This is a genomic window from Nocardia sichangensis (assembly GCF_047200615.1).
Taxonomy (GTDB): domain Bacteria; phylum Actinomycetota; class Actinomycetes; order Mycobacteriales; family Mycobacteriaceae; genus Nocardia; species Nocardia sichangensis.
Window position 1 is genome coordinate 1 of the sequence record NZ_JBJZOK010000065.1, and the last position, 12,878, is coordinate 12,878.

9 protein-coding genes and 3 pseudogenes are annotated in these 12,878 nt (G+C 61.4%); 9 read left to right on the forward strand and 3 right to left on the reverse strand.

Annotated features, from left to right (window positions below; genetic code table 11):
• From ACL03I_RS38600 to ACL03I_RS38620, 5 genes and pseudogenes are all read left to right on the forward strand, one after another.
• Positions 1–580, forward strand: a 580-nt coding sequence (locus ACL03I_RS38600) for a restriction endonuclease (RefSeq protein WP_412808545.1), incomplete at its 5' end; no start/stop codon positions are given.
• Positions 581–880: 300 nt separating this feature from the next.
• Positions 881–2,004, forward strand: a pseudogene (locus ACL03I_RS38605) (IS3 family transposase); the annotation flags it as partial.
• Positions 2,005–2,285: 281 nt separating this feature from the next.
• Positions 2,286–2,720: pseudogene (locus tag ACL03I_RS38610) on the forward strand (IS110 family transposase); the annotation flags it as partial.
• Positions 2,721–3,003: 283 nt separating this feature from the next.
• Complete coding sequence (locus ACL03I_RS38615; protein ID WP_355081244.1) at positions 3,004–3,342, forward strand: transposase; 339 nt, start codon at positions 3,004–3,006, stop codon at positions 3,340–3,342.
• A 458-nt stretch (positions 3,343–3,800) separates the two neighbouring features.
• Positions 3,801–4,007 (forward strand): hypothetical protein, encoded by a 207-nt coding sequence (locus tag ACL03I_RS38620; protein WP_355081243.1) that lies wholly within the window; start codon positions 3,801–3,803, stop codon positions 4,005–4,007.
• Positions 4,008–4,880: 873 nt separating this feature from the next.
• On the opposite strand, the gene ACL03I_RS38625 is transcribed toward ACL03I_RS38620, so the two are convergent.
• Positions 4,881–5,663, reverse strand: a complete 783-nt coding sequence (locus ACL03I_RS38625; protein ID WP_355081241.1) for a transposase — start codon at positions 5,661–5,663, stop codon at positions 4,881–4,883.
• Between the two features lie 235 nt (positions 5,664–5,898).
• Between ACL03I_RS38625 and ACL03I_RS38630 the strand changes: the two genes are divergently transcribed.
• The gene (locus ACL03I_RS38630) at positions 5,899–7,008 is read left to right on the forward strand and encodes an esterase/lipase family protein (RefSeq protein WP_412808546.1); all 1,110 of its coding nucleotides are present in this window, start codon (positions 5,899–5,901) and stop codon (positions 7,006–7,008) included.
• A gap of 112 nt (positions 7,009–7,120) precedes the next feature.
• Here the strand turns inward: ACL03I_RS38630 and ACL03I_RS38635 are convergent, their stop codons facing one another.
• Together ACL03I_RS38635 and ACL03I_RS38640 are read right to left on the reverse strand one after the other, a co-directional pair.
• Positions 7,121–8,716, reverse strand: coding sequence for a WD40 repeat domain-containing protein (locus ACL03I_RS38635; protein WP_412808547.1), 1,596 nt, complete (start codon positions 8,714–8,716; stop codon positions 7,121–7,123).
• Positions 8,717–8,719: 3 nt separating this feature from the next.
• Positions 8,720–9,424: pseudogene (locus tag ACL03I_RS38640) on the reverse strand (hypothetical protein); the annotation flags it as partial.
• On the opposite strand from ACL03I_RS38640, the gene ACL03I_RS38645 reads away from it, so the two are divergent.
• The 3 genes from ACL03I_RS38645 (at position 9,356) to ACL03I_RS38655 (ending at position 12,628) form a co-directional block, all read left to right on the forward strand.
• A complete protein-coding gene (locus tag ACL03I_RS38645) occupies positions 9,356–9,499 on the forward strand; it encodes a hypothetical protein (protein WP_355081254.1) in 144 nt (47 codons plus the stop codon). The pseudogene ACL03I_RS38640 and the gene ACL03I_RS38645 sit on opposite strands and share 69 nt — an antisense overlap.
• Positions 9,500–10,783: 1,284 nt before the next feature.
• Positions 10,784–11,485: a hypothetical protein gene (locus tag ACL03I_RS38650; RefSeq protein ID WP_412808548.1), complete on the forward strand. Its 702-nt coding sequence runs from the start codon at positions 10,784–10,786 to the stop codon at positions 11,483–11,485.
• 117 nt (positions 11,486–11,602) lie between these two features.
• On the forward strand, positions 11,603–12,628 hold the full coding sequence (locus tag ACL03I_RS38655; protein ID WP_355081237.1) for an SEFIR domain-containing protein: 1,026 nt from the start codon (positions 11,603–11,605) through the stop codon (positions 12,626–12,628).
• Positions 12,629–12,878: the final 250 nt, after the last annotated feature.

A 12,878-nucleotide genomic window follows, 5' to 3' on the forward strand; every position in this document is an offset into this window, starting at 1 on the left:
CAAGAGTGGTTTCACCGACGAGTTGGATGGCGTCGAGGTCGATGAACGCGAGTCTGAGCGCGGGATATGGTGGGGTGATACCGGACTCGATTTGAGGCACGTTTCAAGTTATGTGCCTGACGAGGATTGGTCGAGTAATATCGCTGCAGGCTACAAGATCGATGCAGTTCGGGGCCGGTACCCTTTCCTGCATCACCACCCTCCGAACTTGCGAAAAATAAGTTCCGCTCACCTTGAGGTGATGACTCAAGCCTTGTTTACGAAGATGGGCTGGGGCTCGCCTGCCCCAAGCCCCGTCGATACGGGCGAAGAGTTTGTTCTGACCGATGACTCATCGGAGCACAGGATTCGCGTCGTTCAGATCAAGCACGTAAGCAACGCGATAGGAGCAGGCACGGTCCTATCATTCGTGGACCTCGTGGCTCGCAGGGGGTTCGATGAGGGCATCCTCGTGACAACAGCTCGGTTCACGCCGTCTGCTCGTGCATCGTCCGTCCGACACAGGCGAATTCAATTAATTGACGGTGATGGCCTGGTCGAGGCGATGGCAAAGCACCTCGGTATCGCCTTGACTCTGTAAAGCTCCTCTTTACGTTGCTTCGGCTCTGGTCGGTCAGAGCCGCGGATCTGTCCACTGGGCTCGCTGTGTGTGCTTGTGTTGAGGGGATCGGCACGGGATCTTCGCTAACTCATGCTGGTCGGTCGTTCTAAAAGGCTGGGTGATCGGGCCATATCCTGTACGGCACGCATCGTCGTGATCTCGTGCAAGCCTTTTCCAGGTCTATGCCGGATTAGGATTGGCCTGTCCCCGGTGAATGAGACCGCCCGGATTTAGAGTCCTGTTGGCCCTGGTGAGGGGCTGGAAGGGACACTGAGGACTATGGCAGGACGTAAGCGGCATTCCGCGGAAGAGATCGTGCGGAAGCTGCGTCGTGCCGACGAGTTGGCCGCCGCTGGGGCTTCGGGTGAGGAGATCGCGGCTGAGCTGGGGATCTCGGCGGCGACGTTGTATAACTGGCGGCGCCAGTACGGCGGGATGGACACCGACGCCGCGAAAGAACTCAAGGAACTGCGCGAGCAGAACGCCCGGCTCAAGCGGCTGCTGGCCGATGCCGAGCTGGAGAAAGACGCGTTGCGGGAGATCGCTCGGGGAAACTTCTGAGCCCGGCGGCCCAGCGACGGGCTGTGGACATGCTCCGGCAGGTCAAGGGCATGTCCGAGCGGTTCGCCTGCAAGGTCGTCGGGTTACACCGGTCCACGTTCCGGCGGCTGCCGCTCGACCAGACACCGGATGATCCCGATGCCGGCGCCCGGGCCTGGCTGCGCGAATACGCGCGCAAGAACCCCTGTCACGGGTTCCGCCGTGCGTGGGCGGCGTTGCGGTTCGACGAAGGCCATCAGGTCAACCGCAAGCGAGTGCACCGGTTGTGGAAGCAGGAGCGCCTGCAGGTTCGCGTGCATCACCGACGTAAACGCGCCGGGTCGTCGTCGGTGTCGGTGATCGACGCGGACGCGCCGAGGACGGTGTGGGCGTTGGACTTCCAGTTCGACTCCACGGTTGATGGGCGGGTGGTGAAGATCGCGTCGATGGTCGATGAGCACACTCGTGAGTCGCTGCTGCACCTGGTGGAACGCTCGATCACCGCAGAGAAGCTGGTCACCGAGCTCGGGCGGGTTTTCGCTGCTCGGGGTGTGCCGAAGGTGCTGCGGTGCGACAACGGTCCCGAGCTGATTTCTGCAGCGCTGCAACGGTTCTGCGTCGACCGGGTCGGTATCGCCTACATTCCGCCCGGCACGCCGTGGAACAACGGCTACATCGAGTCGTTCAACCGCCGGTTGCGCACCGAGTGCCTCAACCGCAACCACTGGACCTCCCTGCTCGAGGCCCGCGTGGTCATCGGTGACTTCAAGACCGACCATAACCTGCGGCACCGGCATTCAGCGCTGGGCTACCGGACACCGGCCGAGTACGCTGCGGCCTGCACCCACACCCACCATCGGGACTGTAAATACAACGGCTCCTCTCTGTGTCAAGTCGTCGTGAGCAGAGAGGTACCAACTTGTTGTATTGGGGCTGTAGATCGTGGTCTGCAGCCATGATCTACGAGGCTGCGGCCGGGGTCGCTCTAGTTACACCTGTCGCCCGTTCGGGGTTGGCTTTCTAACGGCGTGTGTCCCGGCCGCAGCCGCCGGTCGGGGTGGCTTGAGAGAGGTCTGCTATGCCCTAAGTTGGTGTGCCTCCTTGCCGGAACCAATTACCGTTCACAAGGTTTCGTGGAGGTCACGTGTCACTGCCCGCTCTCGGCGATCAGACCGTTATCGCCGTCGACCCGCATAAGCCGTCATGGACTGCTGTAGCCGTCGACCGCAGATGTCAGCCTTTGGCGTCCATCCGGGTCGAGGTCAACCGGGATGGCTATCGGCAACTGCGCCGTTTCGCACGTCGATGGCCGAAGGCTGTCTGGGCGGTTGAAGGCGCCCGCGGCCTCGGAGCGCCGCTGGCGCAGCGTCTGGCCGATGACGGCATCGAATCTCTCGACGTGCCAGCCAAACTCGCACACCGGGTGCGGATGCTGTCGACCGGTCACGGCCGCAAGACCGACGAGGCCGATGCTCTGTCGATCGGCATCGCCGCGCTCACCAGCGACAAGATCAGCACGGTCAGGATCGACGACACGATCGAAGCGCTGCGCACGCTCACCGAACACCGCGACGATCTGATCCGGACCCGCACTCAGACCGCCAACCGATTGCACGGCCTGCTGACCCGCTTGGTGCCCGCCGGGCTATCCAGAGGGCTCACCGCCGATGCCGCTGCCCAGGTGCTGCGCTCCGTGCGACCTCGTGACCACTGGGGCCGCACGCTGCGGCAGATCGCCGTCGACCTGGTCGGCGAGCTGCGCCGACTCGATCGCCGCATCGAAGCCGCGACCGGCTCGCTAACGGCCGCGGTCACCGAGTCGAGAACCCAGCTCACCACCGTCTACGGCATCGGAGTCGTCGTTGCTGCAAAATCCTCGCCCACACCGGCGACGTTCGGCGCTTTCGATCAGCAGCGGCATTCGCCTCCTACTGCGGGGCGCCCCGATCGAAGTTTCCTCCGGCGACGTTCAACGGCAACGTCTCTCCCGCGCCGGCGACCGGCAGCTCAACTACGCACTGCACGTCATCGCAATCACCCAGATCCGCCGAGACACCCCAGGACGGGCCTATTACCAACGCAAGCGGACAGCCGGAAAAGGCCATAAAGAGGCACTCCGGTGCCTGAAACGCCGCCTCGCCGACGTCGTCTACCGCACCATGCTGCGAGATGCCGGTATCTCTCTGCTCACGACGACTTGACACAGAGAGGAGCCGTTGGCTGGACAGACCCCGGGCCCGGTCAAGCCGAGATCTTGTGGGGAGGTGGCCGCCGGCGACATCTAGGTACGGGTCGGATTGCACCGTCTAGAGCAGAGGCCGAGTGGCGTACTATCGGTGCGCACTGAAGCGATGAGGGTGGGGAAACCGTGAATCAATCACATTCGAGCCCGGGAGGCGCCGGTAGCGGAGATGCCGTGCAGCCATCATATGGAGCTGGCCCGCCGTCGGTACATATCGGCTCACTGCCGCATGATGTGCTCCAGTGGTCAGCGGCTGCGTTCGGTGCGGTTGCGCCCGCGGCGACTGTGTTCGGTAAGGCGTTTCTCGAAGCGCTGGGTGAGCGTGCGGCCGACGGTGCGGCAGCGTTCCCGACCAAGTTACGCCAACGCTGGTTTGGGCGGGCACGGCGATCCGACAGTGGTGTCGAGGTGGTGACCGTGCTCGACATCGAGAACGTGGATGCCGCAGCGATTCTGGTCACCGCCGATCTCCCGGACGACGCCCGTCTGGCTCTGCTCGACCTCGATCCCACCGCGCCTGGCGTGCACGGAAAGGTGTTGGGGTGGGACGCCGAGTCTCAGCAGTGGGTACCGGTGGAAGTACCAGTCACACAAATGAGTCCACCGCCGGGCGCGGTGGGATAGGATCTGGCCGACTGCGGCAGCGAATCTCGCCCTTCGTATTTCGGCAACAGCAGATCCAGCAACTTCCACTCTCGTCCGTCAACACCCGATACCGATCAACCGCCAGCCTCGACACAGCAGACATGACGCACCACCGAGGCATCCCGAACACCCTGTTCGGTCGATTAGGAGACAGAACCTAGCTTGAGTTTTAACCCCTGAGCTGGGTTTATCCTGTTCGGCGGGGTCGTGGCCCGGCAGGTTTGGGTGGCTTCTGGTTGCTGGGTGTTTTGATGTGCACGTCGTAGCGGGGTGCCGGACGCTGGTTGCGGTGGCCGGCTGGTCGACCGGGTCCGGGGCGGGAGGGTTTCGGTGCACTGGCGGGACAGGCTGCTTTCCGGCGGAGGTGCCGAAAACCTCGACGGACACGTGCTGGTGTAAGTCGTTGTGGGGCTGCGGGTTTCTCCCACGGCCGCCGGATGTCGACGGTGAGTTCACGAGCAAGGCGCAGCTGGGTGTAGGCGGCCAGGAGCAGCCAGGTCCATCTCTCCGCGGCGGCGGGGTCGCGGGGTTTCGGGACGTTCCAGCCGAGGGTTTGTTTGAACATGCGGAAGGTGTGCTCGATATCGAACCGCCGCAGAAATGCCTGCCACAGCACCGACCTCGGCGGCATCCAGATCGACGACCGAATGCCACAACCACACCGGTTTCGGGATGGCGCCACTGGGCAGCCGGTCGACGTCGAGTCGGATCACGGTGCCGTCGAGCACCGGAAGTTTCCCGGCCTGGGAAGTCCAGGATGACCGGTGAGTAAGCCCGGGGTGCAAGCGATTCCATGACCGAGCTGTGGCCGGTCCGTAGAGGCGGGTGTCGGTCGTGACGGCTGTGTCGGGCTCACCCCAGGTCGCGGGATCGCCGAAGACGAACTCGCCGCCGTGCCTCGGTGGGCGTCCGGTCGTCCCGGGCTGCCATGCGGGTGCCGCGGCGGCGCAGCACCCGGTCCGACCGCATCCGGCCCAGCACGGCCACGGGCAGATCTGCCAGCAGGAACGCCAGCCGGGGTGCGTCGTAGCCGGCGTCGGCGACGATCCAGATATTCGGATCACCCCCTCGCCAGTGCCCGGCCTCGATCAGGTTGCCGATCACGGTGCGCAGCTGGTCCGCGGTGACCGCGGCGGCCTCGTCACCGGGTGTCAGCCGCACCGCATCCAGTGGCGCGATCCAAGAACTACGCCCCGATTCCAAGGCGCAGACCACCGAGTACGGCCAGCCGGGAATCATGTGATGAGTGTTCTTGGCGCGCCCGTAGGTATGACACAGTATCCGCTGCGGGCAGGTATGCGCTTCCGGTCGCAACCAGGAGGTGATGTCCACCGCCAGCACCAACCGACCGTCCGCGGCCCGCGGCAGTGGCACCGAGACCAGTGCCCGCCGCAGGCGTGCGATGTCGATCCGACCACGGTCCAGTGCCGCATAGACGCTGCCGTGGCCCCGGCGATGCTCGCCGACCAGTGACAGCTCCGGCAATGACCGCACCGGCCCGTCCGCGCACAACACCGCGTCCACCACATCGAATACCGCGTCCGCCCGCCGGGGCAGGCACCGATACAACTCCTGCCGGAATGCCGACAGCTCCCCGACCGCACCGGCGCAGCCGGTGTCGTGCACACTGTTCACCGAAGCCCTTGGTTTATCGAAAGTCTTTCTGTCGCAAGGAGACATGATCAACCAAGGGCTTCACCCATGATGACCCGGGGTACTGAAAACCCAGCTCCGGGGTTAAAACTCAAGCTAGGAGATCTGGGTTACGTGTACGCCCGTCTCGCCGTCGGTCGGCGCGGTAGGGTGAGCTCTGACTCGCAGCATGATTGACGCCTCGAACGAGGCAGACAGTGGAATCAGGGGTGACGGGGTGCCTGAAAAGGTAGCACTTGTATTGGTGCACGGGATTTTGTCCGAAGGTAGCAAGTGGGATCCACTCTGCAATCTGCTGCTACGCGACGAAGAGCTCGCCGGGCGTATAGAGATTATCGCGGTCGAGTATCCCAGCAAGCTTATAGAGTTGGATCCGAAAAGGCAGATTCCCGACCTGGACACTGTGGCTGGATATCTTGGAACTCGGCTTTCTGAGGAACTGCATCCAGACCGCCCCATCGTGTTCGCCGGGCACAGCCAGGGTGGACTCATCGTACAGCGATATCTGGTCCAGCAGCTGCATCAAGGACATGGACTCGCCTTACGCCGTGTGCGGCAGGTGTTGATGTTCGCCACTCCCAACTCGGGCTCGGAGTACCTGCTCCCGTTGCGTAAGTGGTGGAGCCGGAATCCCCAAGAAATCGAGTTGCGGCCGCTAAACGAAAAGATCGTTGAAACTCAGAAGGTCATCCTTCAGCAGATTGTATACGCTAAGGAGTTCTCCACGATTAGTGCGCCGATACCCTTTGGGGTGTACGCGGGCATCACAGACCGGGTCGTGCCGCCGCAGTCGGCGAAATCAGTGTTCCCTGACACCGGTGAGTTACCGGGTGACCATTCGTCCATCATCGTTCCAAGTTCTATCGACGACTTGGTCTACGTGATCATCAAGGCTCGCTTACTTCGAGTGCTTGAAGCCAGTGAGCCTGCGGCTGCTGCGGCACGACCCGACGGCCGAGTGACGCAGCTAGACGAGGCGATCGATCGCGGACTGCGATCCCAACATGTGGCACCGCAGTCCGGTTTTCGTCTCAGCGAGGACGCGATCCGAGAGATTGCGGTGGCGATGGCGGAGATTGAAGACCTGAAAGATTCCACCACTCGTCAACAGTTCATGAGCCTGATGCCCGCCTATATTCTGGAGAGACAAGGATCGACTGGCGGCAACGCGAAAATACAGCTCGCGTTGCTGGTCAAGCGCTGTGCGAACATCGGAGACGCTGGGCGCCAAGCGTTGCTGCTGGTTATGGATTTCTTGCCCTCAGAAGATGCCGCAGTGGCGCATGCACGGGCTGCGATAGAAGACAGGTGGCCGCCCGCATCGTGAGGGCAGTGTTTAGTGCGTTGGCTAATTTCACGTCGACCGGACCGACCACGTTCTTCTTGAACGGTGCGCCTGCGTCTGGTCGCGCCCTTGCAGTGATTGATATCCGAATCGCCTAATCTAAACGCGACTGGTGTCCGAGAAGTATGACGTCGTTCCCGAGTCCGAGAACTATTTCGCTGCCACCGATGCCGAGGACTGCATTTGGTTCGTGCCAGTCGGTAATTACCTCCAATTTATCAGTAAGCCACTCCCAAGCTTGAATCGTCCCGTTCTCGCTGGCAAAGACAACGGCAGGTTCGCTAGCGATGGTTACGCACGCGAGTGCATCGACGGTGCCGAAGCGATTGTTAAGTGCCGCACGCTCGATAAGTAAATTGAGATCCCAAACCCGAACCGTCTTGTCCAGGCCGCTCGTGACCGCCACGGGTATTCCGCAAAAGGTTGTACACGTCAGTACATTCGCCGCGCCGACGTGCCCGCGAAGGACTGCGCGTTGACGGCCCGTCATTGGATCCCACACTCGGATTGTCTCATCGAGACTGGCAGTTACAACGACAGGCTCTCCGTCAATCGAGGTGAACGATACGGCGGTAACTAGGCGTTCGTGTCCTTGAAGACTGGTTCGTTCAACACCGGAGTCCAGGTCCCACACTCGAACAGTTTGGTCATAGCTGCTGGTGACCGCAATGGGACGTCCCTGGACGTTGTGGGAGGCTACCGCATTGATCAGTTCGCGGTGACCCAGGAGTTCCATGTGTATTTTCCCGTCGAGGAGATCCCAGACCCGCACGATGCGGTCGACACCGGCCGTGACCGCGAATGTACGCTTGTTGATCACAATACAATCCACGCAATTGACCGCGCCGGTATGACCAAGAAGAACCGCCAGCTCTGAACCCGTCGCTAGATCCCATACACGTGCCGTGTGATCGAGGCTAGTGGTAACTGCCACCGAGTGTTGCTCGTTAGAAGTGCAGGCAAGCGCGGTAATCGAATGCGTATGTCCGGGTAGCGATTCGGAGTGTTCGAGGTCTTCCAGATCCCAGAGTCGTACGGTTTGGTCGATGCTGGTGCTGATCACGACGGCACGATGATCAACGGTCGCGCAGACCACCGCGTTCACGGCCGCCGTGTGACCTCGCAGAGCAGCGCGTTCCGCACCTGTGACCAGATCCCACACTCGCAGCGTTCGATCGTCTTTGGCGCACACTACCACCGGCTCTCGATCGACAGTGGTGCAGGCAAGCGAGTTCATCGAGTCGTGTATACCTTCGAGCAGCACCCGCGGCTCTCGTGTCGTCAGGTCCCAAACTCGCACTGTCCCATCGTCGCTCGCGGCGACTGCAAGATGTCGACCGCCGATTGTTGTGCACGACAACGCATTCACCGAGCCGATTCCCTCAGTCTTCAATACATGACCGGCTCCGGTCGCCAAATTCCACACCCATACCGCACCATCCCGGCCAGCTGTCACAGCAAGGGGATCCCCTGCTTCGCCGGCTATCGCGACAGCATTCACGGCATTCGTATGCCCGCGGTAGACGCTAAGTTCTGTACCGGTCGAAAGATCCCATACCCGCACCGTCTCGTCGTATCCACCGGTAATCGCTATAGAGCGCCCGTCGATGGCAGAGCAGGCAAGCGCATTTACCGAGTCTGTGTGTCCAACCAGACGACAGCGCTCTACTCCAGTCGTCAAATCCCACACCCGGACAGTGTCATCTCGACTCGATGTGACCACGACCGGCTGGCCATCGACCTCGCTGCAAGCTACAGCACTGACCTGGCGAGAATGTCCTACAAGAACGCTGTGTTCCGAGCCGGTCGTCAAATCCCACACTCGAACTGTCTCATCGTATCCACCGGTTATCGCGACGGGACGTCCCCGGAGGGTAGTCCACGCAACGCCACGGACCGCTCCGACGTGGCCGGTCAATGTTGCCCGATGAGCGTGATGTGTGAGTTGACCCGTAGCCCACCGGGGTGCCCACGGCAGCCCTGGGCTCAGGTCCCGTACGAGAGCTGTCGCCCCAAACCGCGCAGCATCTACTGCAAGCACGCTGCGGCGCCGAGACGGCGGGAGAGTGCGATGGTGCGCTGCTGAACAGCGATATACAGCGCGCAGTTGATGCCCGACATTTGTCGCAACTGTGTACAGAGCATCAAGCAGCGTGCTCGGCTCAGCATGTACGAGGTACTCCGCGTCGAGTATGACCTTGTCAACCAACCCAGCGCGACGCGCATGCGTTGCAAGGTGTCTGGAAACATACGGATGGGCGCTCGGCCAGTCTCGGGTTCCGTCTGGCTTGGGGGGAACGCTTAGACGCAGCACCTCTACGAACGCTGCATGGACATCAGTCGCATCGACACCATCGCGAAGATGCTCGGCGAGCGACCGGTGATGCAGACGGTGCACGAGCGTGGGGCCTTCCCACCCGGTCTCCTCACCATCGGCCGCATTCGTAAAGTACGCACCAGCGTTCTGACGTAGCCACCGTAGATCCTCGTCGCTGTACAGTGTTCCCGAGATCCGTGTAGCCACCGCAGCCCAGATGTTCGGCTGCGGCAGTCCTGGGCCTTCAGCAAACGCCAGAGGCCGCAATAGATCTCGCGCTCGGCTGGCGTCTGGCCCGAGCCGCTTGTCGAGGTCAGCACGCAAAGCATCACCAGGTCGCTTAGGAAGGCCGCTCAGCCATATCGGGTCCATCGGATCCGGCAGATCTCGCTGAGAAGACTGCATTATAGACACAATTTGAGCAACTAGAAAAGAAGTACCTGCCGCATCAGCGATAGCTCGCGCGATGGGTTCAACCACATTTCGTGGCAGATCAGAGAATATGCTGTCATCACTCGCGCTCTCCAGAACATGTACGATGAATGCGGTTAGCGCATCTTCCTCAAAGTACTGCGCGGAATCCAGATCAATAGTATCCGATCGTCGCAATCCGAGGTGGGGTAGAATGTCCGGCCGTGCCGCGAGGAGCAGTCGAATATTGCTATCATCGGAACTTCCTAGCGGAAGTAAGACTTTTTTTATTACAGCGCTTGGATCACTCGCCTCGTCCACCGCATCTAGCAGAACAGTGCACCGGCCTCGATGCAACCCGGGCCGCAACGGTGCAGTCCTCGCAGTAGTCGATCGAACATTCGCCGCAGCGCTGATGCGGTCCTGGATATCCTCAACACTGAGGTTTTCGGCATAAACTATCGAGTCGACCATGCCCTCATTCGAAATTTGCGCGCCGACAGGCAAAGTATGAAACGGGACTGAATGTCTATATTCGGCGTGTGCCAGGGCGGCGACCAGTCCCATTATAGCCGTCTTCCCCGACCCGGGGTTTCCGGTCACCACCTTGACGGCTGGCCCCTTATCGGGGTCGGCTATCCATGTAATGATTTCATTGAGAGCGGCTTTTCTTCCGTGAAACGACCAATTGCTCCCGCCGGGCTTCCCTTTTGCTCGATCAAGCAGTTGATGGAGTTCGGATTCACGCTTAAGTGAATGTTTGCGCCACTCGCGCTCGCGAGTGGCATCCAGGTCAACGGTATCGACCGCATTGCAATAAAGTTCGTACCAGTTTTTACGCAAGGGAAATTCTTCGCGAAGTCCGGCGTATGTGGCAAGAGTCTTTACTATCGCCCACAGCTGGTCCCATTCGGGGATGCTATCTTGCTCCAGCAAGCTCCTCGCTGTGGTGGAAGAAACCCAGGGCACTACTGGATCATCTGCCACGGTTCCGGTTGCACCACGCGCCCACTCGGATATGCTGCGGCGATGGTGATCAGCCTCAAGTTGTCTAGTGGCTTCCTCGGCAATGTCATCGACCGAAAGTTCCGGCACCGCATTGCGCAGGGCTCGCACCTGCCGGATCAAGTCGGCTCTCTGCTGGACCCGGTTGTCTTCAGAGAAATCTATCGATTCCACGGTGGACTCACTGTGTATCGCGGAGAACGCCCAACAGTGCCGCGCCGGATGCTGTCCTCCATGTTGCCCCATTGTTCAGGTCTCGAGATCGACTCGTGGGTCTCGCAGCGTGAGTCGTTGGGCAGCGACTGTACCAGGGGCAACCGCGGAGTGACGGCGCTCGGCGATGAGCACATCGTCCTCATCCACCGTCCTTTCGGCAAGTCTAGTGGTCAGTCAGTCTACTGCGAGGCGGCCGAACGGCTGGCAATGTTCTTCAGCTGGAACGAAATTTACTGCCAGGGCCGTGGGCTCAGTCTGCTGCGTGTTCGGTCGAATCTCTGGCGCCTCGCCTCATGCACTGTCATCTGCTTCAGACATATACTTTCAGCCACCGGTCCGATGTGGAGAGTCGACAGTCGCGGCTGTCAGAATACACTGGCGGAGGCCAAACCCGCCTTCCAGCTGGGCATCTGTAGCCGAAGCTGGACTGCAACCGAGGAAGGAACGGTCATACCTATTGGCATCGACCATTCAGACGCAGCGTCTGCCCGGGCACTTCCCCAATACTGACCGCAGATCCGTGACGGGACCGGCGCTAGTCTTGTCGCTACGGGCCCGTTACGGCGATGGTTCCGCATGCATTTCGCGTGGCATAGCGCAGTCAGCAACGAGAGCAGAGGCGTTCGAGTGAGCACGGAGCGATCCTCGGATTCCGCAGCCCCCAGGGTGTTCGTGTCGTATTCGCACGACACACCCGAACACAGGCAGTTGGTCCTGGAGTTCTGCACCTTCCTTCGTTCGGAGGCCGGTGTCGATGTTCGAATCGACGCCTGGGATGAGTACGAGCGCCGTGACTGGTCGCTGTGGGCCATCGACCAACTCATCTCGGCTGATTTCGTCCTGGTCATAGCCTCGCCAGCGTACAAGCGGCGTGCGGATGGCACCGCCGCGGCGGATGAGGGACGCGGCGCGCAGTTCGAGGCGGCGATCATCCGCGACGGCCTGACCCGGGATCTGCGAAAGGAGACTCGCAGAGTGCTGCCGGTGGTGCTGCCGGGACGCTCGGCCGACGAGATCCCAGTATTCCTCGGCGCGCACTCCACCACCTACTACAAGGTCAGCGAGTTCACCACTGCGGGAGTCAATGACCTGCTCGCTGCGTTGAGCGGCGTCTCGGAACACCCCACACCACCACGCGGTGCTTACGTCGGTCCGACCTTCGACTCGTCTACCGCGCGGGCGCCTTCGGGTGCGCGCGAGTCGACTCTGCTGACTCTTGCGCTGCAACCTGTTGTGCGCGGCGCGGATCTGCGGCTGACTGGGGTTGATCTCAATGGCATCTACTATGGCAACAGCATCGTGCACCGGTGCGTGAACTTCTGCAGTGACGCGCGCAGCCCCATCGAGTACAATTTGGGCCGCTCTTTCAGCACTTTTGAGTCCGTCGTCGGAATACCCGACGACGCCGCAGACGCCGCGCAAAGCGGCTATTTTCAGGTGTTTCTGGATGGTCAGGCGCAACCGCAAGTCGAGGCTCGCCTCGGTCGGCCCCAGAAGATCCGCTACGACGTGGCCGATGTCCTGCGACTGCGATTGGTCGCCTACCGCCCGGACACGCATGACAATCCGATGCTCGCCGGGGCGATGGCTGCGGTGGGCCGCGCGGCCAAGCTGCCAGCACTTGCCTGGGGCAACCCGACCCTGTTTCGATAGGTGGATACGGTCGGCGTGGCCCACACTGCGCGACAGCAGTGTGGGCCACCGTGAGGCGCTTCCAGAACATGGCCCCTTACCCACGCACGCTCTTCGCATGTCAGTGCGTTCGGGCGCCGGCCGCCTCGTATCAAACCGGAGCTGAGACTTGGACAACACATAATCGGCATGAGCGGATGTTCGGGCGGGATGCCGGCAGTGTGCCAGATGGCGGTAACAGCTGGCCGCCTATGGGGAATCGCAACTGGCC